The following is a 24,067-nucleotide window of genomic DNA, read 5'->3' as shown; positions in this document are numbered from 1 at the left end:
TCACGATTTTAAATTTACTAAGGTAATACAATGAAAATTCCTTTTATAGACTTAAATGCTCAATATAATGCTTATAAAAATGAAATCGATGAGGCTATTAGTGAAGTTTTACAAAGCACTTCTTTCATAGGTGGTGCAAAATTAGAAGAATTTGAAAGCAATTTAGCTAAATATATAGGTATTAAACACGCAATAGGTTGTTCAAGTGGCACAAGTGCGTTATTTTTAGCCTTGATGGCTTTGGGTGTGGGTAGAGATGATGAGGTAATAGTGCCAAGTTTTACCTTTATAGCTACAGCTGAAATGGTTGCTCTAATCGGTGCTAAACCTGTTTTTGTAGATATTGATTTTAAAGATTATAATCTTAGTTTAGAAAAAGTTCAAAGTGCTATCACGCCTAAAACTAAAGCTGTAATTGCTGTGAGTATTTTTGGACTTATGCCCGATATGCTTACTCTAAAAGAGCTTTGTAAAAGTCAAAATATTGCTTTGATAGAAGATAGTGCGCAAAGTTTTGGAGCTAGTCAAAAAGGTATAAAATCATGTGCTATAGCTGATATATCATGCACAAGCTTTTTTCCGTCTAAGCCTTTAGGTGCTTATGGAGATGGCGGGGCGATTTTTACCCAAGATGATGAATTAGCGCAAAAAATAAAAATTTATTTAAATCATGGACAAGTGCAAAGATATAAGCATAAATACATCGGTATTAATGGAAGGCTTGATACTATCCAAGCAGCTATTTTAAATGTGAAATTAAAATACTTAGATGAAGAGATTAAAAAAAGAGAAGCAATAGTAAAAATTTATGATGAAAATTTAAAAAATTGTATTTTACCACCAAGAAAAGATGGTTTTATGAGTGCCTGGGCTCAATATAGCGTGCGTGTAAAGAATAGAGAAATTTTCATGCAAAAATTACAAGAGCAAGGCATACCTACTGCGGTGCATTATCCTTTGGGGCTTCATTTACAAGAAGCTTTTGATTATCTTGCTTATAAAAAGGGTGATTTACCAAATACAGAGCTTTTAAGTGATGAAATTTTATCCTTACCTATGAGTGCATTTTTAAAAGAAGAGCACCAAGCTAGAGTGATTGAGGCTTTTGAATGAAAATAGGGCTTATAGGCCTTGGTAAAATGGGCAAAAACCATTTAAGAGAACTTGAGCATAATTTAAAAGTAAAAGAAATTCATCTTTATGACCCTTTTTGCAAAGATGAATTTAAACACTTTTTTCATAAAAATTTTGATGATTTTTTAGCACAAAATCTTGATGGTGTTATCATTGCCACGCCTACTCATACGCATTTAGATATAGCTTTAAAGGTTTTTCCTAAAATAAAAAATGTTTTGATAGAAAAGCCTTTGGCGTTAAATGTTGATGAAATTTTAATCTTAGAGCAAAAAGCTAGAGAAAACAAAGTCAGAGTAGGGGTGGGTTTTTGCGAGAGATTTAATCCTGCTATTTTAACTTTAAAAGAAAAACTTTTAGAAGATGAGATTATAAGTATTAATATACAAAGAATTTCGCCTTATCCGCAAAGAATAAACGATGTAGGTGTTTTAAGTGATCTTAGTGTGCATGATATTGACTTAGTTAGATTTTTAAGTCAAGAGCAAATTTTAAAAGCAAATATTTATAAAAGCTTCCATCATGATAAATTTGAAGATGAGGTAATGATAAGCTTAAAATTAGAAAATATCTTAGCAAGTATTCATGATAGCTGGAATGGACAATGCATTATAAGAAAAATCACACTTTTAGGTAAAAAACATACTTATGAACTTGATCTTAAAAATTTTGAACTTTTTATCAATATGCAAAAAATTCCAAATTTATATGAAAACTCTCCTTTATATGCTGAGCATGAAGCCTTTTTTGAGCTTTTGCAAAATGGGGTTTGTAAAAATTTAGCTAGCATTGAAGATGCTTTGAGAGTGCAAGAAATTTTAGAAGGTGTTTGATAGTGAAATATGTGTTTTTTTTAAATATGGGCGGGGTTAATAAACTTGAAGAATGTGAAGTTTTTTTAAAAAATATGTTTAATGATCCTTATATTTTAGGGATAAAAAATGTTTTTTTAAGAAAATTTGTAGCCTTTATGATAAGAAAATCAAGACTAAAAGCTATGAAGCAAAACTATGAAAAAATGGGTGGGAAGTCCCCGCTTACCCAAATCACACAAAGTTTATGTGATAAATTAAATTCTAAAACTAGAGAATATAACTTTGATTTTATTAGTCTTTATGTGCCACCCTTTGCAAATGATGTTTTTTCAAAATATGATTTTCAAAAAAATGATGAAATCATTTTATTTCCTTTATATCCTCATCATTCTAAAACCACTGTAACTAGTTCTTTAGAAGTGGTGCAAAATGAGCTAAGAAATATCCAAAATCAAGCTAATGTAAAAATCATTGATGTTTTTTATAAAGATGAGCTTTATAATGAAATGATTATAAAGCATATTTTAGAAAAAAAGAAAGAATGTGATTATAAAACTTTGATTTTTTCTGCCCATTCTTTACCGCTTTCAGTGATTAAAAAAGGTGATTTGTATGAAAAACATGTGCAAGAGCATGTGGGTATCTTGAAAGAAAAGCTTAAAAATAAATTTGATCAAATCATTTTATCATATCAATCAAAACTAGGTCCAGTAAAATGGCTTGAACCTAATACAAGTGATATTTTAGCAAATTTAGATCAAAAAGCTTTGATTTATCCTATATCTTTTTGTATAGATTGTTCTGAAACGATTTTTGAGCTTGGAGCTGAGTATAGACACTTAGCAAAAAGTGATTATGAGCTTATTGCTTGTCCTAATGATAGTGATGAGTTTATAGAGTTTATTTTAAATTGTTTAGTTTAGAGTCAAATAAAACTCTAAATTTTAAAGTTAGTTTGGATTGGTTTTTATCGTTTTGTTCTCTATAGGCTTTAAATAACTTTCTTTTATCATAAGATTTACTGTATCTTTAAACATAGGTAAAGCACTTTGTGCAGCATAATAACTATAAGCCTTGGTGGGATTTCTCACCAAAACCCCTATGGTATAATTGTTTTTCTCATCATTTGCAAAGCCAAAAAATGAAGCATTGTAGCGATTTGAAGTATAGCCTTTTCTTTCAGCAATCCTAGCAGTTCCTGTTTTACCACCTATGATAATGCCTTGAGTTTGTGCTTTTTTACCCGTTCCTTTTTCTATAACATTGATTAAAATTTGTTGCATTTCTTTGGCAGCTTTACTTGAGAGAATTTTTTCTTTTTTAACTTCATCATCAAGTTTTATTAAGCGTCCATCTTGATAAATTTTATTTGCAATTTGTGGTGTGATATAAATTCCATCATTGTTAAATACATTATAAGCAGCTAGAAGTTGCATAAAAGTTGTTTTTAAGCCATAACCATAGCTTAATACAGATTTTTCTACTTCTCTTAATCTTTTTGGATTTGGTATTTCTCCTTTTTGTTCATAAGGAAGATCAATACCACTTCTTTCTCCAAAACGAAAAATTCTAAGCCCTGAGATGATTTCAAGATTGCTTAATCTTTGGGCGATTTTAATCATACCGACATTTGAAGAGTAGGTGATAACTTCTTCCATGCTCATTTTATCTTTTTTATGATCATCGCGTATAGTAAAACGACCAAGTTTATATTGACCACCTTGGGTGTTGATGATTTCATTGACTTTGATTTTATCTAGCATTAAAGCAGTGGTAAATATAAAAGGCTTTATAACAGAACCTGCTTCATAGCCATATTCTATCGCACTTGCATTAAGCACAGATAGATCTTTTCCACGATTTTGCGGATCGTATCTTCTTGAGCTAGCAAGGGCTAAAATTTTCCCACTTTTACTTTCCATAATTGCAACTATAATTTCATTAGCTTTTAGATCTTCATTTCTTTTATCAATAGCCTTTTCTAAGCCTTTTTGGAGTTTTAGTGAAATATTTAAGTATAAATTACATCCATCTATTTTACGTTTTTCATAAGAGTGTAAATTTAAGATAATATTGCCACCTATATCTCTTAAACCTTGGATTTTTGCATTTTGTAAAGGGCTTAAGCATTCATTGTAATATTTTTCTAAGCCTTTTATACCGACATTTTTAAAAATTTCGCTTTTTTCATCCATATAAGTTCTTGTGTAGCCTATGATAGGAGTAAGTGAGTCTTTTGGCATATACACGCGATCTTCTTTGTGTTCTATGATATCAAGTCCTCTTGTTTCAACTCTGCCGTTGTTATTTGTAAAAGACTTAAAAAAACCTTGAGTATAAAGCTTTTTAGCTAATTCTTTTAAATAACTTGCATCTTTTGAATTAATATCTTGGAGTAAAATAAAATTATAACTTCTTCTTTTTTTTGCAAGCATTCTTTTTTTGATATCTTGCATTTGTTCATCGCTTGCACCACTATAAATTTGAAAAAGCGTTAAGAATAATTCTTTTTTATCAGGATTTAAACTTCTTAGATCAATCTCTGCTCTATAAATTTGCCTACTAGAAGTTACTGTAAAATTATCGCTTGTGATGATATTACCTCTAAGAGCGGAAAAATATTGTTCTTTTTGGGTATTTGGTATATGGCGTTTTGAGGTTAGAAAAAAAGTAGAAAGTAAAAACAAGGCCATAAAAAACAGAGCCATACAAAAAGCAAAAGCTACCTTTGAAACTCTATTTCTAATGGTGTTTGAAAGCATATATTAAATTTGAGTTCTTGAAATTTCTTTATATGCGTTTATAGCCTTATTTCTAACTTCAAGCATAAATTTCATACTTGATTCAGCTTTGCTAATAGCAATTGCTGCTTGGTGTAAGTCTTTTACTTCACCTGTTGCAATGTCTACCATAGCAGCTTCAGCTGTTTCTTGAGCTTTATTAAGGTTGTTAATAGAATTTTTTAATAAGCTTGAAAATTCATCACCTATATCATTTGAGTTGTTATTATTTTTATTGTTAACATTGTTAAATTGATTTATACCATTAATAGTGTTCATTTATTAACCTCTTAGTAAATCTATCGCACTTTGTGCTATGGTTTTAGTGCTTGTAAAAGCGCTTACATTTGCTTGGTAAGCTCTTGTTGCTTCTATTAAATCGGCCATTTCAATGACAGGGTTTATATTTGGAAAAGCAACATAACCTTGTTCATTCGCATCTGGATGAGATGGATCAAATTTCATACGAAAATCTTTATCATCTCTTACAACCTTATCAACTACTACGCTCATTATAGCAGGTTTTGCATCTTTTTGCGAAGCAGGATCATTTAAAGGATTTTCATATTCTAAAAAATTATTATCTTTAGCGATTTGTTTATTTAGTAATTCATTAAAATCAGTCGCTTTAAAAATTACTTCTCTTCTTCTATATGGACCGCCTTCTGCTGTTCTAGTAGTGTTTGCATTAGCTATATTTGAGCTAATTACATTCATTCTAAAGCGTTGAGCGCTAAGTCCGTATCCGCTAATATCAAAATCACTTAAATAAGCCATTGTTTTTCTCCTAGCCTAATTTAGAGCTTGTTTCTATGATGGTTGAAAAAATATTACTTTGTCTTCTTAAAACACCATCTAAAGCAGTAATCATCATAGTATTTTTACTCATTTCAGTAGTTTCTACATCAAGATCTACTGTATTTGCATCATTTCTTGCTAAATGCCCATCTCTTAAATAAATGGTTGATTTATTAGGATCTGGAAATTTCCAAGGTTTTTGATGATTTGCATTTGTACTTGCTAATTCAAGCTCTTTGGTATCTTTCTTTTTAAAAATTTCATTTGCTCTATTAACTAAAGCAGTTTCAAATTCTATATCTCTTGCTTTATAAAAAGGAGTATCAACATTTGCAAGGTTAGAATTAATCATTTGACTTCTTAGGTTTCTTCCTGCTAAAGCATCAACAATAAGTTCTTTTGATTTAAAAGGGCTTATCATAGTTTTTCCTTTAAAATAAAGCTTTTATAGACTAAAAGCAAAAATCATTCCAAAATATTTATGCAATTTTGTTTATCTATAAGTATATCTTTTTATAGTAAATTTTCGAAATTTTTAAAGCCACTTTCAAGCGAAACCTTTTTTTCTAGTGTTTTTAAAAAATCTTTTTTTGTCATTTCTTTAGCGCCCATAAATTTTAAATGCTCATTAGGCACTTGACAATCTATTAAAAAATCATATGGTTTTAAAAGCTCACAAAGTCTTATTAGGGCTACTTTTGAGGCATCTTTTTTAAGACTTATCATGCTTTCGCCAAAAAATATTTTACCTATGATAAGTCCATATAAACCGCCGATTAAAACATCATTTTCATAAACCTCAACACTATGAGCTAAATTTTGCTCAAAAAGCTTTGTATAAACTTGTATAAATTCTTGACTTATCCAAGTTTTTTTTCTTTTTGCGCAATGGCTTATAAGAGAGTTAAAATCAAAATCAAGTCTTATTTCATAAGTTTTTAAAGCTTTTTTTATGCTTTTTTGTATATGCACTTCATTAGGTAAAAGCACCATTCTAGGAGAAGGGCACCACCAAGTAACAGGATTGCTAGTCCATGGAAAAAGCCCTAAGCTATAAGCATGAGGTATAAAATCTACCTCTAGCTTTTCGCTAATAAAAACAGGCGCATCATCAGGGCTTTTTAAAAGTTTAGAATACAAATTCGATTTTTTCATTTTTGGAAAGTTTGAGTTTTAATTTGCCACCATTTTTTAATTTTCCAAACAAAATCTCATCGCTCAATCTCTCTCCTAATTCTTCAGCAATAATGCGTTTTAATAATCTTACCCCAAATTCTTTATTATTGGTTTTTTTAGCAAGAAATTCTTTTACTTTTTTATCAGCTTCTATGGTGATATTATTTAAATTTTTCGCCATTAAATCTAGCTCTTTTTGGACGATTTGTTCTAAAATTTCTTGATTTAAGTCATTAAAATGAATGATTTTATCTATACGGTTGATAAACTCAGGCGCAAAAAAATCTTTTATGGCTTTATTACTTTTTTCTTTATCGCTGCTTAAAAAACCAAGCTCATTACTTTCTTTTAAGCCTAAATTTGAAGTCATAATGATAATAGTATTTTTAAAATCAGCTTTTAATCCACTATTATCCGTCAAGCTTGCATTATCAAAAATTTGCAAAAAAGTATTAGTTAAATCAGGATGAGCCTTTTCTATCTCATCAAACAAAACTACGCTAAAAGGATTTTTTCTAATACTATTACTAAGTAAACCACCATCTTCATAGCCCACATAACCTGCTGAAGTTCCTATGAGTTTGCTCACATCATGTTTTTGTGAGTATTCACTCATGTCAAATCTTTCAAGATTAAGGTTTAAAATTTGTGCTAAATTTTTAGCAAGTTCGGTTTTGCCAACCCCGCTTGAACCGGTAAATAAAAACACGCCTTTTGGGGTATTTTTACCTTTTAATCCTGCATAGCTTTGTTTTAAGGTAGAACATAAAGCCTTGATAGCTTCATCTTGTCCAAAAATGTTTTGTTTTAAATCATGCTCTAAGTTCTTAAGAATTTTACCTTGATCGCTTTTATAAATTTTATGAGAATGTGTCATTCTTGCTAAAGTATTTTCTAAATCTTTTATTTTTACTATTTTTTTACTTTTTTTATCTTCTAAAGCAAAGCTTGCACCAAGCTCATCGATTAAATCAATCGCACTATCGGGTAAAAATTTATCATGTAAAAATTGTTTTGCTAATTTTATACTTGTTTGCAAAATTTCATCGCTGATTTTGATTTTGTGAAAATTTTCATATTTGCTTTTTAAGCCTTGTAAGATTAAAAAACATTCTTCTTCGCTTGGCTCATCTATATCAATTTTTGCAAATCTTCTACTTAGGGCTTTGTTTTTATCAAAGGTGTTTTTATATTCTATAAAAGTAGTTGCTCCTATGCATTTGATGTTGCCATTACTTAGTGCAGGTTTTAATAAATTTGACATATCTGCATGACTTTCATTACTTGCGCCAGTTCCTACTATGGTGTGAATTTCATCTATAAATAAAATAGCATTAGGGATATTTTCTAATTCTTTTATGATATCTTTTAATCTTTTTTCAAAATCACCCCTGTATTTTGTCCCTGAAAGCAAGCTTGCCATATCAAGACTATAAATTTTTGAGTTTTTTAAATGTTTTGGTACTTTTTCTTCGGCTATAGCTAACGCTAGTCCATCTATAATGGCACTTTTACCAACACCTGGCTCACCAACTAAAATAGGATTATTTTTTTTGCGACGGCTTAGAATTTGCATCATTCTTTCAAGTTCAAATTTCCTACCTATAACAGGATCTATTTTGCCTTTTTTTGCAAGCTCAACTAGCTCTATGGTATGGGTTTTTAAATTTTCAAATTCAGCATTTTGTAACAATTCTTTTATTTTTTCTTCTTCTATTAGGTGTTTTTTTAAGATATTATAAGAATAAGCTTTTTCTTCTTTGCAAAGTGCAATGATAAAATCAATCACACTTGTTTGATTTTTTGCATTTAGCTTGTGTAATATATTTTCCAAGATTACAGAAAAAATAGGTTCTATTTCTTTTTTTAAAATTTCGTTATTTTTAGCTAAGTAGTTTTTTAACTCATTTTCAAAGCCTTGTAAATCACCATCTCCGATTTCTTCAAGTAGATTTTTAAAATCATTGCTAAGCTTAACTAAAGCAAAAAGCAAATGCTCACAAGTGATAAATTCATGATGATTGATAAAGCTTAAATGTCTTGCATTTTGTATAAATGAGTCAATTAATTCTTTATATTTCATTGTTCTTCTATCCTTGTTTGGAGTGGAAAATCATTGTTTTTTGCTGCCGTGTCAACTTGCTGTTTTTTACTTAGTGCAATCTCTTCTGTATATATACCACAAACTCCACTTCCTTGATGATGAATTTCAAGCATGATCGCACTTGCTTTTTCAAAATCATGATGAAAAATATTCATTAAAATTTCAATTACAAAATCCATAGTGGTAACATCATCATTTAAAAGCAAAACCTTAAACATTTTAGGTTCTGCTAGTTTTTGTTGTTCTAAAATTTCACTTTTTAGACTCATTTAATATCCTAGTAATGTCTTCTTGCATAATCTCAGTAGAAACTTTCCCAAGATAATATTTCACATAACTTTTTGAGTCTTTATTCCAAAAGTCTGTTAAATCTTGATAAATACCATCTTTTAAAACTACTTTAAAAGGAAGTTGTTCCATGCTTTGATAATTAATATCTTTTAAAGCTTGTGCGACAATTCTATCATTTTCTTTAGAATTGCTTAAAAAATAATACGCCCCATATTTAATAGCAAAATCTTTTACAGTTTGATCGCTTACATTTTCAAAATGACTAAGCCCCATGATGATAAAATTATCTGTATTTTTTTGCCATAAGCTTGTTAAATGGGTAGCTTCTTCTTGGCAAGGTGTGCAAAAGGTTCCAAAAAAATCAAACATTAAAATTTTATTCTCTTCACCCTTTACCACAAAACCATTTTGTGTTCTTACTAAGGTTTTTTCGCCACCATTGACACTTTTTAAAAGAATTTCATCACCCATTTTATACTCAGCAAATGCAAATTCATTTTCGATTTTTTCTTCACTTGAGCAAGCACTTATTAAAAATGCAAAAGCAATAGTAAAAAATAAATAAGCAACTTTTTTCATCAAAATCCTTTTTTAATAATGATTTTTCATAGCAGTTCTTGCCTCAAGATCTGCTTGTTTTTTCTTTAAACTTTCTCTTTTATCGTGTAAGTTTTTTCCTTTAGCTAAGGCTATTAAGACTTTTGCTTTATTTTTTTCATTAAAATAAAGTTCTAATGGCACTATAGTAAAGCCTTGAGTGCTAATTTTACCAAAAAGCCTATTGATTTGCTTTTTATGCATTAAAAGTTTTCGCGTGCCTTTTTCATCATGCTTATAAAAAGAATGTGTAGTACTAAGATGAGAAATATGAGCATTAAGTAAGAAAATTTCACCTTTGATAATACGCACAAAAGAATCTTTTAAATTTGCTCTACTAGCTCTTAATGCTACCACTTCAGAACCTTTTAAAACAATACCTGCTTCAAATTTTTCCAAAATTTCATAATCAAAAAAAGCTTTTTTGTTTTTTACTATAGTTTTTTTCATCATTTAGCCTTAAAAACTCCACTTCCACTTCCACTTAAAAAATAAGCCTCATCAAGAAAAGTTTGCATTTTAGGATAAATTTTTACACAAGGAGCAAATAAGTCATTTAAATCAGTATTTTTATACTCTAAAATTTCGCTTGTTTTGAGTGTTTTAAGTGTTTTGGACAAATTTAAATTTGCTGTTAAATCATATGAGCTTTCATCAAATGCTTTATATACTTTTGCACTTGAGCATTCAATAGCCGGAAAAGTAAAATCAAGTTGGGTAAAATCATCTTCAAAATATTCTACAATCTCGCCACACCCACTAATATTTGCACTATTGTATCCGCTTAAAAAAAAGATTAAATCAGAACCGAGTTTTTGGCAGATTTGTTCAAGTTGTTGTTGGTTGAGTTTTAAATTTAAAGCTTCGTTGATCATAAGCAAAAATGTCACTGCATCAGTGCTACTTCCACCAAGGCCTCCACCTATGGGAATATTTTTGATAAGCTTTAAACTTTTGTCTTTAAAAAATTCATTTAATTCATTAGAAAATCCTAAATTTTCTAATTCTTTATAAGCTTTGTGTATGATGGTATCTTGGGTAAAATTTCCAGTGATTTCAAATCCTTCTTTTGTTTTTTCATCACTAAAGCTTAATTCATCAAAAATATCTTTTAACAAGACAAAGCGTGATTGTAATAAATGATATGATCTTGAGTCAATTCCTGTGATTTTTAAAAAAATATTAGCTTTTGCGTAAGCTTTCATTTTTTTAGCTTTTTACTCAGATCATCAAGTTTTATCGTTTCATCGCTAATTGCATGTAAATTTTCACTTTTTACTTGCTCGATAAGCTCTTTGCGTAGTATCATTAAAGACTTTGGAGCTTCGATGCCTATTTTAGCATAGCCTTTGCCTGTTTGAACTACTTTAATTTCTATATCATCTCCGATTTTTATGCTTTCATTTTCTTTTCTTGATAAAATTAACATTTTAATACCTTATTTAAATAATATTGCACTTGATTATCTTGGATAGAAATGATAGAAAAAAAATCTTTTTCTTCTAAAATATAGCTACCTTCTTCTTGAATTTCCAAATCGTCCAAAAATATTTTTTGTCCATTGTGTAATTTTTTGGGGTATTTTACCGTATTTTTTCTAAGATTTAAATAAGCTAAAGGATTTAACTCTTTTTCATTTTCATAAAAAAACATTCCCTCACTTAAGCGCTCTAATGAGCTTAGCGTGGCTTTAATACCAAGTTTTCTGGCAAATAATTCACAATAAGAGCGTATATAAGAACCCTCACTAACTGCTATTTCTATGGTTAAAAAGGGGTGGTTATAGTGTAAAATTTTAGTATAAAAAATTTCCATAACGCAGGGTTTTAAATTGACTTCAAAACCTCTTTTTGCAAGCTCGTAAGAGCGCACTCCATCTATTTTTTTTGCACAAAATGCGGGTGGGGTGTAGGTGATTTTACCTAAAAGTTCATTTTTAATTTGTTCTAAAACTTTCTCTTCAAAAGCATGTATAAGATTGATCTCTTTGATATTTTGATTATCAAGGCTTAGTGAATGCACGCCTAGCCAAAGCGTTGCTTTGTAAACCTTTGGATTTTTATCAAAAAAGCGAAAAAGTTTTGTATATTGATCAAAGGCTATGAGTAAAACACCTTTTGCAAAAGGATCAAGTGTTCCTGAAAAACCTGCTTTTTTATTTTTATATTTTTTCTTGAGTTTGCCTAAAAAAGCATTAGAGCTCATTCCGCTTGGTTTGTAAGCTACAAAAAGCTTATTCATATCACTTTTTCCACAAAACTTGACATTATCATTCTTTCTATGCCTCCAAAATTAATCGTGAGTTTTTCTTCAGCACCTATTTTACTTACCCCAGTGACTCTACCTATGCCAAAAATTTTATGTTTGATTAAATCGCCTTTTTTGTAGCAATTTTTTTGATGATCTAGTGTTAATTCTTTTTTGATTACATTACTCTCGCCAAAAAATCTACTTTTTTCTAATCTTGTGCGACTTCCTTTGTAAAATCTAGAATTAGCATAGCTTAGATAAAGTTTTTTCTTGGCTCTAGTGATTGCTACATAAGCAAGTCTTCTTTCTTCTTCTATATTGCTGGATTCGCTAGTAAGTGGGAAAAATCCTTCTTCTAAACCTATAATAAAAACATAATCAAACTCAAGTCCTTTGCTTGCATGAATACTCATAATACAAATACTTTCTTTATCAAGTCCATCTTGCTCATTAAGTAAAGAAATTTCATTTAAAATATCATCTAAGCCATTATAATTTCCATGAGTGATTTTATCTTTTAAGTTAGCATAAAGTTCATCTATGTTTAAAAGTTTATCTTCACCTTCTGGGTTATCTTTATAAAATTCTTTGATTTTAAATTCTTCTTCTAAGGCTAAAATCATTGCAAGTAAATCATCTTTTTCTTTGATTTTGTGTATGCTTAGTATGAATTTTTCTAATTCTTTGTCTGTTTTTTTGCTAAAAAATCCACTTCCTTGCAAAGCACATAGGCTTTCAAATAAAGACAAATGATTTTCTTTAGCATAATTTTCTAGCTTTTCTAAACTTGCATTACCAAAATTTCTTTTAGGACGGTTGATAATACGTTTAAAAGAATAATCATCATTTAAATTTGAAAGCAATCTTAAATAAGAAATAATATCTTTAATTTCAGCTCTTTCATAAAAACGAATTCCACTTAGCAATTTAAAAGGAATTTTTTCTTTACTAAAAGCTTCTTCAAGAGCGCGAGATAGGGCATTTACTCTATAAAGTATGGCTATTTCACTAGGATTAATCCCTGAGTTTAAAAGTTTTGAAACTTCTCTTGCAACCTTCAAGCTTTCAATTTTCTCATCATCATTTTGTAAAATTGTAATTTCTTCGCCTTCATCTTTGGTGCAAATTAAAGTTTTTCCTAGTCTTTTTCTATTGTGTTCTATAAGTTCATTTGCAGCTTGTAAAATAGCGCTAGTTGAGCGATAATTTTGCTCTAGTTTGACTAATTTTACATTATTAAATTGCTCTTTGAAATTTAAGATATTTTCTATTTTAGCCCCACGCCAACCATAAATACTTTGATCATCATCGCCCACCACACAAATATTTTCATGAGATGTGCAAAGTTTTTTTAGAATTTGATATTGTAAGGCATTAGTATCTTGATATTCATCTACTGTTATATAAGTATATTTTTGACTTTGCTCTTTTGCAAATTGTTCATCTTCTAAAATTTTATTAGTTAGCATGAGCAAATCATCAAAATCCATAAAATTATTTTGGATTAAAAAATGCTCATATTGCTCATATAAATGAATGATTTCTTCGTAATTTTTGTTTTTTTCATCTTTTAAAAATTCTAATTCTTTGCGTATTTCTTGAGCGCTTTTGCTTTGATTTTTAAAATTTGAAATATAAGCACCTATGCTTGCTAAAGAGCTTTGCAAATTTTCGCTAGCCAAATCTTTTAGTATTTTCTTTTTATCATCTGTGTCAATAATGACAAAATTATTTGCTCTATTAATTCTTTCGCTATAAAGTCTTAAAAATAACAAGCCAAATTTATGAAAAGTACATAAAAGGGGATTGTGTAAATTTTGATCTTGTAAAAGTGCTAAGGCTCTTGTTTTCATTACATTAGCAGCTTTATTTGTAAAGGTTAGTGTGAGGGTATTTTGCGCAGGAATGCCTACATGATCGATTAAATAAGCAAGTCTAGTGGTAATGGTTTTAGTCTTTCCACTACCTGCGCCTGCTAGTATCAGCATAGCTCCATCAATATGCATGATAGCTTCTTTTTGGCTATCATTTAAACTTTCAAAAAAACTCATTTTTTAAATAAATCTTTATTGTTGGGATTATTTAAAAAAGCATTCATGGATTTTTCTTTTAATTTTTGATCATTTTGCTTTTTGAAATAGTTTGAAAAATTAACAAAAATGATATTATCTTCAACTTGAATTTGAGTAATTGCTCCCAAATCTACTTTCACAAAGGTTGCAAAATCATCAGGTCCAAAACCTGCATGAAATTCTATATGCTCATTTGTTAAAACTATAGATTTAAAAGTATAACCACCAAGCGCAAAAAGACAATAAGGATTTTTACTCACTACATCTAATTCTGGCGGCAAAGGAGGTTCGAGTGTAACAAATTTAGTATTTACAATGATATTAAATTCAATATTCTCTTGAGTTAAAATTTGCAAACATTCATAAATGCTTTTTTGCATTAAACTTATAAAATTTTTATTATTTAAAATTTTATCAATCATTGCTTAGCCTTAAAAATTCATCTACTAGTATTCTAACTTGCTCTAAGCCTATATTCCAAAATTCATCACTTTCTATATCAAAGCCAAACATAGCTACAAGTTCTTTTGGACTTTTACTTCCCCCACTACTTAAAAACTCAATATAAATTGAGGTAAAATTAGGACATTTGCCACTTTTATATAGACCGTAGAGTGCTAAAACTAAAAGTTGTGCATAAGCATAAGCATAGCAGTAAAATGGAGAGTGTATAAAATGTGGTATATAAGAATACCAAAGGCCATAGTTTTTGGTTAAAACTACACTATCTTGAAACATTTTTCTTGATTCTTCAAGCCAAATTTCACTTAGTTCTTGAGCGCTTAGTTCTTCTTTTTTAGCATGAAATCTGCGTTCAAAAGTAGTAAAATTAATCTGTCTATAAAGAGTAGCAAAAATATCTTCGATTTTTGCTGCATATAAAGATAAAAGCTCCTCTTTGTCTAAATTTTCTTTAATGTAATCAAAAATCAACATTTCTGCAAACACTGAAGCAGTTTCTGCTGTAGTTAGAGGTGTATCTTGATTTAAAAAACTTACTTTATAAGAAAGTTTTTGATGTATAGTGTGGCCTAGCTCATGAGCTAGGGTAAAAAGATCGCGTCTTTGGTTGGTATAGTTTAAAAGTATGAAAGGATGGCTTAGTGGCGTGCTTGAGTGAGAAAAAGCACCGCTTTGTTTAAATTCTTTAGGATAAACATCAATCCAATTATTCTCAAAAGCTTCTTTTGCTATCATATAAAAATCTTTAGAAAATTTTTCAAAGGCTTTTAAAACGATATCCTTTCCTTGATTAAAATCAACTTGCATTTCTTTTCCAATAGGCGCATAACGATCATAATCTTTTAGCTTTTTATATCCTAGAATTTTTTTCTTTGCATTGTAAAATTTAGAAACGATATCAAAGCTATTCTCGCTAGCACTAATAAGTGCATCAACACTTTTTTTAGAAATTTGATTTCTTATATGTCTTGGAGTTTCAGGACTTTCATAGGATCTTAACTCGCAAATACTAGCAAGTTCACTTTTAATCATATTGAAAATATATACTAAAAGTTTGTTTTGCTTTTTTAAGGTTTTACTAAAGCATTTTGAAGCATTTTTTCTAATGCTTCTATCTTTATCATAAAGATTGCTTAGAATTTCTTCCTCGCTTAATTTTTGCCCTTCAAAATTAAATTTTAAAGCACTAAAGGTTTCATCAAATAATCTTGCAAATGCATCTGAGCCTGTACTTGATAGAGCCAGGATAATTCTTTCTTCTTTTTTAGAAAGATTGTGTTTTTTGTGTTTGATAAGATTGTTTAAATAAAACTCATAATCTTTGCAAAATGTGATGAAAGTTTTGCTTTTTTCTTCTTTTAACTCGCAAAATTCAAGGTCAAAAAATAAAAGATTTTCTTCTATTTTTTTACTTAAATTTTCATATTTTGCATAAAAAGCACCTTTGGTGGTATCTTGAGCAAAATTTAAATATACATAGGTTAGTATGTGAGAAAGTTTTAAGATTAATTCTTCATAATTTTTTAAAGCCTGTAAGAATTGCTCATTGTCTAAACTATGAAGATTATTTTCATATTGTTTTTTAAATTCACAAGCTTCTTCTTGGGTTTTTTGTAAAAAAAGATTTAATTCTTGCTCATCTTTAAATAACGTACTTAAGTTCCAATTTTGCATGATTTTAGCTTTCTAAAATGAGTTTTTTTAATACAGCCATTCTAATGGCAACACCATTTTTAACTTGAGTTAAAACCTTACATCTTTTATCAGCCATTACTTCATCGCTAATATCAATATTTCTATGCACAGGGCCAGGATGTAGGATAATGAGATTTTTATCTTTTATTAAATCTTTACTAATGCAAAAATCATTTGCATAATCTTTAAGCGATGCATAGGTTGGAATATTGTGTCTTTCAGTTTGTGTTCTAAGACTCATGATAATATCAATATCATCAATGACTTCTTTTAGTTTATTTGTTTTTTTAATGGGATAATTTGGCATAAAATGAGGTGGGGCTACTAGGGTGATATCAATACCAAAACGAGGCAATAATTCTAAATTTGAAGCAGCAACGCGCGAGTTTTTAATATCTCCTACTATTGCTATTTTTTTACCTTTGACATTATAATCAAAATGTTCCATTATAGTAAAAAGATCAAGTAAGGCTTGGGTAGGATGAGCATGTTTGCCATCGCCTCCATTAACTATAGGACAATGAGTATAATTTGCTAAAGTATGAGGCGCACCTGAGTTTTTGTGTCTAACTACAATAGCACTTGGTGCCATTGCATCTAAATTCGCAGCAGTATCAAAAAGTGTTTCACCTTTACTTGAGCTACTTCTTGAAACATCTAATTTTAAAACTTTAGCACCCAGTCTTCTTGCAGCTGTTTCAAAGCTTGATTGAGTGCGTGTTGAATTTTCAAAGAAAATTGTTGTGATACTTTTTCCTTCTAAAAATGTACGCGGTTTTTCATCTAAAAATTCTTTTGCTTCTTTAAATAAAGCCAAGATTTCATCATTGTTAAAATCTTTTGTAGTGATTAAATGTCTCATAAGCCCTCCTTAAATTTTTAAATTAAGCTCATTATCTGAACAAATGGCGCTAAATAAAACGTCTGTTGAACTATTTAAAGCTGTTTCAACGCTATCTTGAATAACCCCTATGATAAAACCAACCGCAACTACTTGCATAGCTATGTCATAATCAATATTAAATAAAGAACAAGCAAGTGGTATAAGTAAGAGTGAACCTCCAGCAACCCCGCTAGCTCCACAAGCTGCAAATGCGGCTAAAACACTCAAAAGCATAGCTTGTAAAAAATTTATTTCAATGCCTACTGTGTGAGCTGCTGCAAGACTTAATATAGCAATGGTTACAGCTGCTCCTGCCATGTTAATCGTAGCGCCTAGTGGAATAGAAATACTATATAAATTATTATTGATATTTAATTTAGAGCAAAGTGCCATATTTACAGGGATGTTTGCTGCAGAACTTCTTGTAAAAAATGCAAAAACAGCACTATGTTTTAAGCAAATAAAAATCAAAGGATAAGGATTTTTCTTCGTATAAGCAAAAACAATTAAAGCATTAATCACAAAGGCTACAAAAAACATGGTTAAAACTAAAATGATTAATAATTTAACATAACTTAAAAGTCCTGCTGCTCCTGTTTGAGCAACTGAATTTGCTACAAGTCCAAAAATTCCAAAAGGAGCAAGCTTGACTATAAATTTGACGATTTTTAACACGCCTTCGTTGATATCAGTAAAAAGTTGCTTTGCATCATTTGAGCAATGCCTTAGAGCAAAACCTCCACCTATAGCCCAAGCTAATATACTTAAATAATTTCCTGAAGATAAAGCGTGGATAGGATTATCTACTATTTGAAAAAGTAAGGTTTTAAATACTTCGCCTATATGCGCAGGGCTTGTAGTGGAAGCTTTTTCAATATCAGTTAATACTAATTCTACAGGAAAGATAAAGCTTATACTAACTGCGCTTAAAGAAGCTAAAAAAGTTCCAAATATATATAAGAAAATGATATGTTTTATTTTTTCGCTTCCATGGTTAAATTCTTTTGTGCAAATAGTTGTTAAGATTAAGATAAAAACTAAAATTGGCGCTATAGCTTTTAAAGCTCCTGTAAATAAAGCACCAAAAATATTTGCAAAAACAGCTAAATCTTTAGAAAAAACACCTACTAAAATTCCTAAAATAATACCTATGCAAATTTGTAAAATAAGATTTCCATCTTTATAGCGTTTGATTGCACAAGAAAATAAACTCATTTTTTACCTTTTTTGTAGTGATAAATTTTTAATTTATTCTAACAAAGTAAAGCTTAAATAAGCTTTTTTATTTTTAAGCTAGCTTGTGTTAAAATAAAGCTAGAATTTTTATGATAAGGAATATTAAAAATATGTATTTGTTTACTTCTGAAGTTGTTAGTGCAGGACATCCTGATAAATGTGCTGATATTATAGCTGATTCTATAGTGGATGCTTTCTTAATTCACGATAAAGATTCAAGGGTTGCTAGTGAGGTTTTTGTAGCAGGAAATAAAGTAGTAATTGGTGGTGAAATTAAATCAAAACATAAACTAGAAAAACAAGATTATGAAAATATTGTAAAAAAAGCTCTAGCAGATATTGGCTATGATGGGCATCCACATTTTAGCAAAAAACAATGTTTACATCCTGATGATTTAGATGTAATGGTATTTTTAAATGAGCAAAGCCCTGATATCAATCAAGGTGTTGATCAAGAAGATGGAGAGATTGGAGCGGGTGATCAAGGGATAATGTTTGGTTTTGCAAGTAATGAAGCAAAAGAATATATGCCAGCAGCTATTTCTTATGCTAGAATGCTTTGTGATAAAGTATATGAGTTTGCAAAAAACAATCCTGATAAACTTGGAGTGGATATTAAAACTCAAGTGACAATTGATTATGTAAATAAAGAAAATTTTGAAAATTGTAAACCTCAAAGCATCCATACTATTGTAGTTTCAGCTCCTTGTGTTGAAAGTATGAAAATAGAAGATCTAAGAGCTTTGGTGATGGATTTGATTTTAGATTCAAATTTACCAAAAGAACTTTTTTGTCCAGAAAAAACAAGAATTTTAATCAATCCAACGGGAAAATATGTAAATCACAGCTCGTTGCATGATAGTGGTTTAACAGGAAGAAAACTTATAGTAGATAGCTTTGGTGGTTATGCTCCAATAGGCGGAGGAGCGCAATCTTCTAAAGATTATACTAAGGTTGATAGAAGTGGGCTTTATGCAGCAAGATGGCTTGCTAAAAATATCGTAGCCGCAGGTCTTGCTAAAAAATGCATAGTGCAGCTTTCTTATGCTATAGGCGTAGCTAAACCAACTTCTGTAAGTGTGGATTGCATGGGAACAAACACAAGATTAAATGATGATATTTTAAGTGATTTTGTGATGAAAACTTTCCCATTAACTCCAAATTGGATTAAAAATAAATTCAATCTTGATAAACCAAGTAAAGATACTTTCATGTATGCTGATGTAGCTGCTCGTGGTCAAGTAGGTCAGGCTGATTATCCTTGGGAAAAATTAGACGCTCTTGATGAATTTAAAGCATTATAAAATGAAGCTTTTAAGCTTCATTTTGCTTTAAAAGTTTTTCTTTTATCTTTAAAATCAATATCTCTTTTGGCTTAATTACAGTATTTTCTTTTCCATTAACTGCATGATATATGCTTACATTATAATTATTCGCATAAAAACGCATTAGAAAATTTTGTAATTTATATTCACTTGAAAAATTAAACCAAGCATTGTTTGAAATGGCTATGATGATCTTTGAGTGTTTGTAAAGTTTTTCTTTTGTGGCTTCAAAGCAGATAGCATTAGTGATGAGTTGATTATTTAGAATGTATTGATTTAATTCCTTTCCTTTTGAAAATTCATCAATATTTAAAAGATATTTTTTAAAAAAGGTTTTAAATATAGGAATTTCTTCCCCAAAAGGTACAAGATAGTGTTTGTTAAAAACTTGTATGTTACCATTGTCAAATACATAAGTGCTATTATATAGATGATTAGGTGTGGTACTTATAGCACCTGTGATGATGATGATTTGTTTTGATAAATCTTTTAAAGCTTGTAAATAACTTGGAGCTTTATTTAAAGCAAAGGCAAAAGCTGTTTCAGGAAAAATAATTGCTTCTTTGCTTTCTTTTATGGCCTGATTGATTTGATAAAATATATCTTTAGAATGAGTTTGTAAATTTTCTTGTATGAATTTTTGATCTTGGGAGATATTAGTTTGAATTAATTTATAGTCTAAATTTAGTGTTTGTGGTTGTTTTTGATTATACTGAGCTCCGATTAAAATAAGAATTAGAATAATTGCTATTTTATAATATCTTGAAATGTATTTTTCATAATAAAAATAAGCAATCAAAAACATAGCTACAATGCCTTGATAACTTGCATCAAAGATTCCATATACACTTAAAACACCCCAATTTAGCCAATCAAATCCAAAAGGATGAACAAAACTAAGTAAAAAAATTCCACAAAGTCTTAAAAAATCATATTTAAGAAAAAAACATACTAAAAATAATAATCCATAAATTAATCCGATTAAGATAATTTCTAAAGGAATTAAATAAGCTAAATTAAAATAAATTGATGATAAAGCTATCCACCAAAACCATAAAATTCCTATAAAAAAACCGGTGTAAAAATATCCTGCTTTACTTTTGTTTCTTAGTAATAAAATTAAACCATATATGCTTAAAAATGGTGAAATAAATTCAAAAAGTAAATTTTCAAAAAAAGAAAAATAAATAAAATTTGACAATAAAAGTGCAGAAAAAAAGGCTTTTATTATTTTAAAAGTGGTAGAATTAGAATTTATGAACTTTAAAAAAAGGGGAAGAAATGGCAGAAAACGGAAATATTTGGACTTCATTGTTGCCTCTCATTGTGCTTTTTGCGATTTTTTATTTTTTGGTTATCAGACCACAACAAAAACAAGCAAAAGACCACAAATTAATGGTTTTATCTTTAGAAAAAGGAGATAAAATCATCACAAATGGTGGGATAATTTGCGAGGTGGTAAAACCAGAAGAGGATTTTATCAAAGTTAAGCTTAATGATGAAAATGTAGTTGTAAAAATTTCTAGAGATTTCATAGCAAAGAAAATTGATGCGTAGTGGAAAAATTACTTATAGAAGTATTATTTTCTTTGTAGTTTTTCTTATAGGATTAATTTTTTCCATACCTTCTTTTATGCAAACCCAAAGTGGTGCTAAGATCAACCTGGGACTTGATTTGCAAGGTGGTTTGCATATGTTATTAGGTGTAGAAGTAGAAGAGGCGGTTAAATCAAAGGTTAAATCCATAGCCTCTTCTCTTAGTTATTCTATCAATAAAGAAGATATTATTGTTGATAAAATCAAAGTAAATGATGCTAGTATTGAATTTAGTTTATTAGATGAAAATGATATAGCTAAGGTTGATTTGTTATTAAAAGACATCAAAGGCTTGGCTATTACACATGAAAATTTACACTACACACTTTCTTTAACCCAAGAAGAAATTAAATTAACTCATGAGCAAGCTATTTTACAAGCTGTAGAAACCATTAGAAACAGACTTGATCAATTTGGCCTTGCAGAGCCAAATGTAGCAAGATCAGGTGAGGATAAAATTTTAGTCGAACTTCCAGGTATTAAAACTGCTGCAGATGAGGCTAGAGCTAGAGAGCTTATCGCAAAAGCTGCACATTTGCAATTAATGGAAGTGGATGATGTTAGAATGGATCAGGTAAATAATCTTACTCCAGCTCAAGCTGCTGAATATGGAGATTTGATTTTTGAAGATGCAAAAAATCCTCAAATTAAATATCTAGTAAAATCTATACCTATTCTTGATGGCTCTATGTTAACAGATGCAAAAGTAGGCTTTGCACAAAGTAATAATCTTCCTGTGATTAATTTTACCTTAAATTCAGAAGGTGCTAAAAAATTTGGAGACTATACAGGAAATAATGTAGGCAAACGCTTAGCTATAGTTTTAGATAATAAAGTATATTCAGCTCCAAGAATTAATGAAAGAATAGGCGGGGGTAGTGGTCAAATTAGTGGTAGCTTTACTGTAGAAGAAGCTCATGATGTGGCCATTGCTTTAAGAAGTGGGGCACTTTTAGCACCGGTTAAAATGCTTGAAAAAAGAAGTGTTGGACCATCTTTGGGTGCTGATAGTATTAAAATGAGTATGATAGCCCTAGCAGGTGCTTCTATATTAGTTATTGCATTTATGGTGATGTATTATGGTATAGCAGGAATTTTTGCTAATATTGCTTTAGTGGCAAATATTTTAGTGATTATTGCTGTAATGGCTATGTTTGGTGCAACCTTAACTTTACCTGGTATGGCAGGACTTGTGCTTACTGTGGGTATGGCAGTAGATTCTAATGTTATTATTAATGAAAGAATTAGGGAGTTATTGCGAGAAGGTGCTAGTATAAGGCAAAGTGTTGAAAATGGTTATAAGCATGCAATGAGTGCGATTTTAGATTCTAATATTACTTCGCTTATTACTTCAGTGGTGCTTTATGCTTATGGAACAGGTGCGGTAAAAGGTTTTGCGGTGACTTTAAGCATTGGAATTTTAGTTTCAATGATTACTTCTATTGTTGGAACTCATGGTATGTTTGAAATGTTTATGAACCGTATGGAAAAAAGCAATAATACAAGATTATGGTTTGGATATAGGAGACCTTAATGCAATTTTTTAGTCAAAAACATGTTTATGATTTTATGAGAATGAGATTTGCAGCCATCTCTTTGTCTTTTATTTTATTTTTTGGTTCTATTTTTGTCCTTTTTACTAAGGGTTTGAATTTTGGTATTGATTTTACCGGTGGAACTTTGGTACAACTTCAATATGAGCAAAAAGCACCCTTGGCTGAAATTCGTAAAGCTTTATCTATAAATGAAAATTTAAAAGGAGCTAGTGTTACCGAATTTGGTAGTGCTAATGAAGTGATTATTCGTTTTTCAGGAAGTAGCGATAGCTTGGGAAGTGATATTGGAGTAAGTATTGCAAATTTGTTAAAAGATACAGGTAAATTTGAAGTGCGCCGCGTGGATGTAGTAGGTCCAAAAGTAGGAGATGAACTGCGTAATAAAGGTCTTATGGCGGTTGGAATTTCTTTGATTGCTATTTTGATTTATTTGGCAGTGAGATTTGAATGGCGTTTTGCTATGGCTTCTATTGTGTGTGAAATTCATGATATAGTCATTACTTTGGGTGCTATTGCATTATTTGAAATAGATGTAAATTTAGATATTTTGGCGGCTGTTTTAACCGTACTTGGGTATTCTTTAAATGATACGATTATTATTTTTGATAGGATTAGAGAAGGTATTAAAACAAGTAAAAATTCAAAACTTGATCTAATTATCAATGAATCAGTTTCAGCTACTTTATCAAGAACTACTTTAACAACGGGTTTAACTTTAATCACCGTTGTAGTGCTTTATTTCTTTGGTGGATCTATGATAGAAGGTTTTGCTCTAACTATGATAGTAGGTATTGTAGCAGGTACTGCAAGTTCTATATTTGTAGCAAGTCCGGCGCTTTTATGGTTTAAATTCAGCGTTGCGCAGTATCGCCAAAAAGAATTAGAAAAAGTAAAGAAAAAACAAGAAAAAGAGAAATTAAGAGCAATGTATGAAAAAGGAATGGTATAAAAATGAATTGGGGTAAGGTTATTTATATCTTTTTTGCTCTAATGAGCTTAACTACAACCGCAGGATTTTTATATGATCAAAATGAAGTTGCTTTATTTATTGCAGCTTGTGTGAATTTAATTTCTACTTTATTGAAAATTGGGGTTAGAAATTTCTTAGCAGCTGAATTATTTGCTAGTTCTTTGGTAGCTGATTTGCATTTAATTCCAGCTTTTGCTTTAATACAAATTAATCCAGAAGCTAATGTTATGGTTTATACTTTAGCAATTGGTGCTTTGATAGCTAATATCTTTTCAATGATTTTAGTTATAGTTGATTCAGTAAAAAATCAAGAAGAAAATTAGGAGT

The 24,067-nt window shown here is 29.9% G+C and carries 26 protein-coding genes; 8 read left to right on the top strand and 18 right to left on the bottom strand.

The window, feature by feature from the left end; genetic code table 11:
• The first annotated feature begins 36 nt into the window (after positions 1–36).
• The 3 genes from CAMP5121_RS01000 to hemH are packed head-to-tail and all read left to right on the top strand — an operon-like array spanning position 37 to position 2,872.
• Entirely contained in the window at positions 37–1,113 is a 1,077-nt protein-coding gene (locus tag CAMP5121_RS01000; RefSeq protein ID WP_337214566.1) for a DegT/DnrJ/EryC1/StrS family aminotransferase, read from the top strand.
• Positions 1,110–1,967 (top strand): Gfo/Idh/MocA family protein, encoded by an 858-nt coding sequence (locus tag CAMP5121_RS00995; protein WP_337214539.1) that lies wholly within the window; start codon positions 1,110–1,112, stop codon positions 1,965–1,967. The genes CAMP5121_RS01000 and CAMP5121_RS00995 overlap by 4 nt, the downstream gene beginning before the upstream one ends.
• Before the next feature lie 2 nt (positions 1,968–1,969).
• On the top strand, positions 1,970–2,872 hold the full coding sequence (hemH, locus tag CAMP5121_RS00990) for a ferrochelatase (protein WP_337214538.1): 903 nt from the start codon (positions 1,970–1,972) through the stop codon (positions 2,870–2,872).
• A 27-nt stretch (positions 2,873–2,899) separates the two neighbouring features.
• Here hemH and CAMP5121_RS00985 read toward each other — a convergent pair whose 3' ends face one another.
• The 17 genes from CAMP5121_RS00985 to sstT all read right to left on the bottom strand — a co-directional run bounded on the left by CAMP5121_RS00985 (position 2,900) and on the right by sstT (position 18,272).
• On the bottom strand, positions 2,900–4,711 hold the full coding sequence (locus CAMP5121_RS00985) for a peptidoglycan D,D-transpeptidase FtsI family protein (RefSeq protein ID WP_263678801.1): 1,812 nt from the start codon (positions 4,709–4,711) through the stop codon (positions 2,900–2,902).
• 3 nt (positions 4,712–4,714) lie between these two features.
• Positions 4,715–5,008 (bottom strand): flagellar hook-basal body complex protein FliE, encoded by a 294-nt coding sequence (fliE, locus tag CAMP5121_RS00980; protein ID WP_337214537.1) that lies wholly within the window; start codon positions 5,006–5,008, stop codon positions 4,715–4,717.
• A gap of 3 nt (positions 5,009–5,011) precedes the next feature.
• Positions 5,012–5,506 carry a flagellar basal body rod protein FlgC gene (gene flgC / locus CAMP5121_RS00975; protein WP_039618718.1) on the bottom strand — a complete coding sequence of 165 codons (495 nt, stop codon included), beginning with the start codon at positions 5,504–5,506 and terminating at the stop codon, positions 5,012–5,014.
• Positions 5,507–5,516: 10 nt separating this feature from the next.
• Positions 5,517–5,948 carry a flagellar basal body rod protein FlgB gene (flgB, locus tag CAMP5121_RS00970; protein WP_039668590.1) on the bottom strand — a complete coding sequence of 144 codons (432 nt, stop codon included), beginning with the start codon at positions 5,946–5,948 and terminating at the stop codon, positions 5,517–5,519.
• Between the two features lie 92 nt (positions 5,949–6,040).
• Positions 6,041–6,682 (bottom strand): leucyl/phenylalanyl-tRNA--protein transferase, encoded by a 642-nt coding sequence (gene aat, locus CAMP5121_RS00965; protein ID WP_337214536.1) that lies wholly within the window; start codon positions 6,680–6,682, stop codon positions 6,041–6,043.
• The gene (locus CAMP5121_RS00960) at positions 6,657–8,786 is read right to left on the bottom strand and encodes an AAA family ATPase (RefSeq protein WP_337214535.1); all 2,130 of its coding nucleotides are present in this window, start codon (positions 8,784–8,786) and stop codon (positions 6,657–6,659) included. Before CAMP5121_RS00960 ends, aat begins: the two co-directional genes overlap by 26 nt.
• The gene (locus CAMP5121_RS00955) at positions 8,783–9,076 is read right to left on the bottom strand and encodes an ATP-dependent Clp protease adaptor ClpS (RefSeq protein ID WP_087684979.1); all 294 of its coding nucleotides are present in this window, start codon (positions 9,074–9,076) and stop codon (positions 8,783–8,785) included. The genes CAMP5121_RS00960 and CAMP5121_RS00955 overlap by 4 nt, the downstream gene beginning before the upstream one ends.
• On the bottom strand, positions 9,060–9,677 hold the full coding sequence (locus tag CAMP5121_RS00950) for a thioredoxin domain-containing protein (protein WP_337214534.1): 618 nt from the start codon (positions 9,675–9,677) through the stop codon (positions 9,060–9,062). The genes CAMP5121_RS00955 and CAMP5121_RS00950 overlap by 17 nt, the downstream gene beginning before the upstream one ends.
• Before the next feature lie 12 nt (positions 9,678–9,689).
• On the bottom strand, positions 9,690–10,145 hold the full coding sequence (gene smpB, locus CAMP5121_RS00945) for an SsrA-binding protein SmpB (RefSeq protein ID WP_337214533.1): 456 nt from the start codon (positions 10,143–10,145) through the stop codon (positions 9,690–9,692).
• The gene (locus CAMP5121_RS00940; RefSeq protein ID WP_337214532.1) at positions 10,145–10,900 is read right to left on the bottom strand and encodes a 4-(cytidine 5'-diphospho)-2-C-methyl-D-erythritol kinase; all 756 of its coding nucleotides are present in this window, start codon (positions 10,898–10,900) and stop codon (positions 10,145–10,147) included. Before CAMP5121_RS00940 ends, smpB begins: the two co-directional genes overlap by 1 nt.
• Positions 10,897–11,124 carry a carbon storage regulator CsrA gene (csrA, locus tag CAMP5121_RS00935; protein WP_012661763.1) on the bottom strand — a complete coding sequence of 76 codons (228 nt, stop codon included), beginning with the start codon at positions 11,122–11,124 and terminating at the stop codon, positions 10,897–10,899. Before csrA ends, CAMP5121_RS00940 begins: the two co-directional genes overlap by 4 nt.
• Positions 11,118–11,936 (bottom strand): tRNA pseudouridine(55) synthase TruB, encoded by an 819-nt coding sequence (truB, locus tag CAMP5121_RS00930; RefSeq protein ID WP_263693312.1) that lies wholly within the window; start codon positions 11,934–11,936, stop codon positions 11,118–11,120. The genes csrA and truB overlap by 7 nt, the downstream gene beginning before the upstream one ends.
• Positions 11,933–13,996, bottom strand: a complete 2,064-nt coding sequence (locus CAMP5121_RS00925) for an ATP-dependent helicase (protein ID WP_263693313.1) — start codon at positions 13,994–13,996, stop codon at positions 11,933–11,935. The genes truB and CAMP5121_RS00925 overlap by 4 nt, the downstream gene beginning before the upstream one ends.
• Positions 13,993–14,439, bottom strand: coding sequence for a hypothetical protein (locus CAMP5121_RS00920; protein ID WP_263724777.1), 447 nt, complete (start codon positions 14,437–14,439; stop codon positions 13,993–13,995). Before CAMP5121_RS00920 ends, CAMP5121_RS00925 begins: the two co-directional genes overlap by 4 nt.
• Complete coding sequence (locus CAMP5121_RS00915) at positions 14,432–16,153, bottom strand: M3 family oligoendopeptidase (protein WP_337214531.1); 1,722 nt, start codon at positions 16,151–16,153, stop codon at positions 14,432–14,434. The genes CAMP5121_RS00920 and CAMP5121_RS00915 overlap by 8 nt, the downstream gene beginning before the upstream one ends.
• Positions 16,154–16,157: 4 nt before the next feature.
• Complete coding sequence (locus CAMP5121_RS00910) at positions 16,158–17,036, bottom strand: aspartate carbamoyltransferase catalytic subunit (RefSeq protein WP_337214530.1); 879 nt, start codon at positions 17,034–17,036, stop codon at positions 16,158–16,160.
• Positions 17,037–17,045: 9 nt separating this feature from the next.
• On the bottom strand, positions 17,046–18,272 hold the full coding sequence (gene sstT, locus CAMP5121_RS00905; RefSeq protein WP_337214529.1) for a serine/threonine transporter SstT: 1,227 nt from the start codon (positions 18,270–18,272) through the stop codon (positions 17,046–17,048).
• A gap of 131 nt (positions 18,273–18,403) precedes the next feature.
• Between sstT and metK the strand changes: the two genes are divergently transcribed.
• Positions 18,404–19,597, top strand: coding sequence for a methionine adenosyltransferase (metK, locus tag CAMP5121_RS00900; protein ID WP_337214528.1), 1,194 nt, complete (start codon positions 18,404–18,406; stop codon positions 19,595–19,597).
• Positions 19,598–19,607: 10 nt separating this feature from the next.
• Here metK and CAMP5121_RS00895 read toward each other — a convergent pair whose 3' ends face one another.
• Positions 19,608–20,930 (bottom strand): apolipoprotein N-acyltransferase, encoded by a 1,323-nt coding sequence (locus tag CAMP5121_RS00895; protein WP_337214527.1) that lies wholly within the window; start codon positions 20,928–20,930, stop codon positions 19,608–19,610.
• Between CAMP5121_RS00895 and yajC the strand changes: the two genes are divergently transcribed.
• The 4 genes from yajC to CAMP5121_RS00875 are packed head-to-tail and all read left to right on the top strand — an operon-like array spanning position 20,900 to position 24,063.
• Positions 20,900–21,175, top strand: a complete 276-nt coding sequence (yajC, locus tag CAMP5121_RS00890) for a preprotein translocase subunit YajC (RefSeq protein ID WP_012661754.1) — start codon at positions 20,900–20,902, stop codon at positions 21,173–21,175. The genes CAMP5121_RS00895 and yajC overlap by 31 nt on opposite strands.
• Complete coding sequence (gene secD / locus CAMP5121_RS00885) at positions 21,168–22,748, top strand: protein translocase subunit SecD (protein WP_337214526.1); 1,581 nt, start codon at positions 21,168–21,170, stop codon at positions 22,746–22,748. The genes yajC and secD overlap by 8 nt, the downstream gene beginning before the upstream one ends.
• Positions 22,748–23,719: a protein translocase subunit SecF gene (gene secF, locus CAMP5121_RS00880; RefSeq protein WP_337214525.1), complete on the top strand. Its 972-nt coding sequence runs from the start codon at positions 22,748–22,750 to the stop codon at positions 23,717–23,719. The genes secD and secF overlap by 1 nt, the downstream gene beginning before the upstream one ends.
• A gap of 2 nt (positions 23,720–23,721) precedes the next feature.
• Positions 23,722–24,063: a DUF6394 family protein gene (locus CAMP5121_RS00875; protein WP_039618681.1), complete on the top strand. Its 342-nt coding sequence runs from the start codon at positions 23,722–23,724 to the stop codon at positions 24,061–24,063.
• Positions 24,064–24,067 lie beyond the last annotated feature (4 nt).

This window comes from Campylobacter sp. 2352 PW, assembly GCF_024723575.1.
Taxonomy (GTDB): Bacteria; Campylobacterota; Campylobacteria; order Campylobacterales; family Campylobacteraceae; genus Campylobacter_D.
This window is presented reverse-complemented; position numbering and strand designations above follow the sequence as displayed.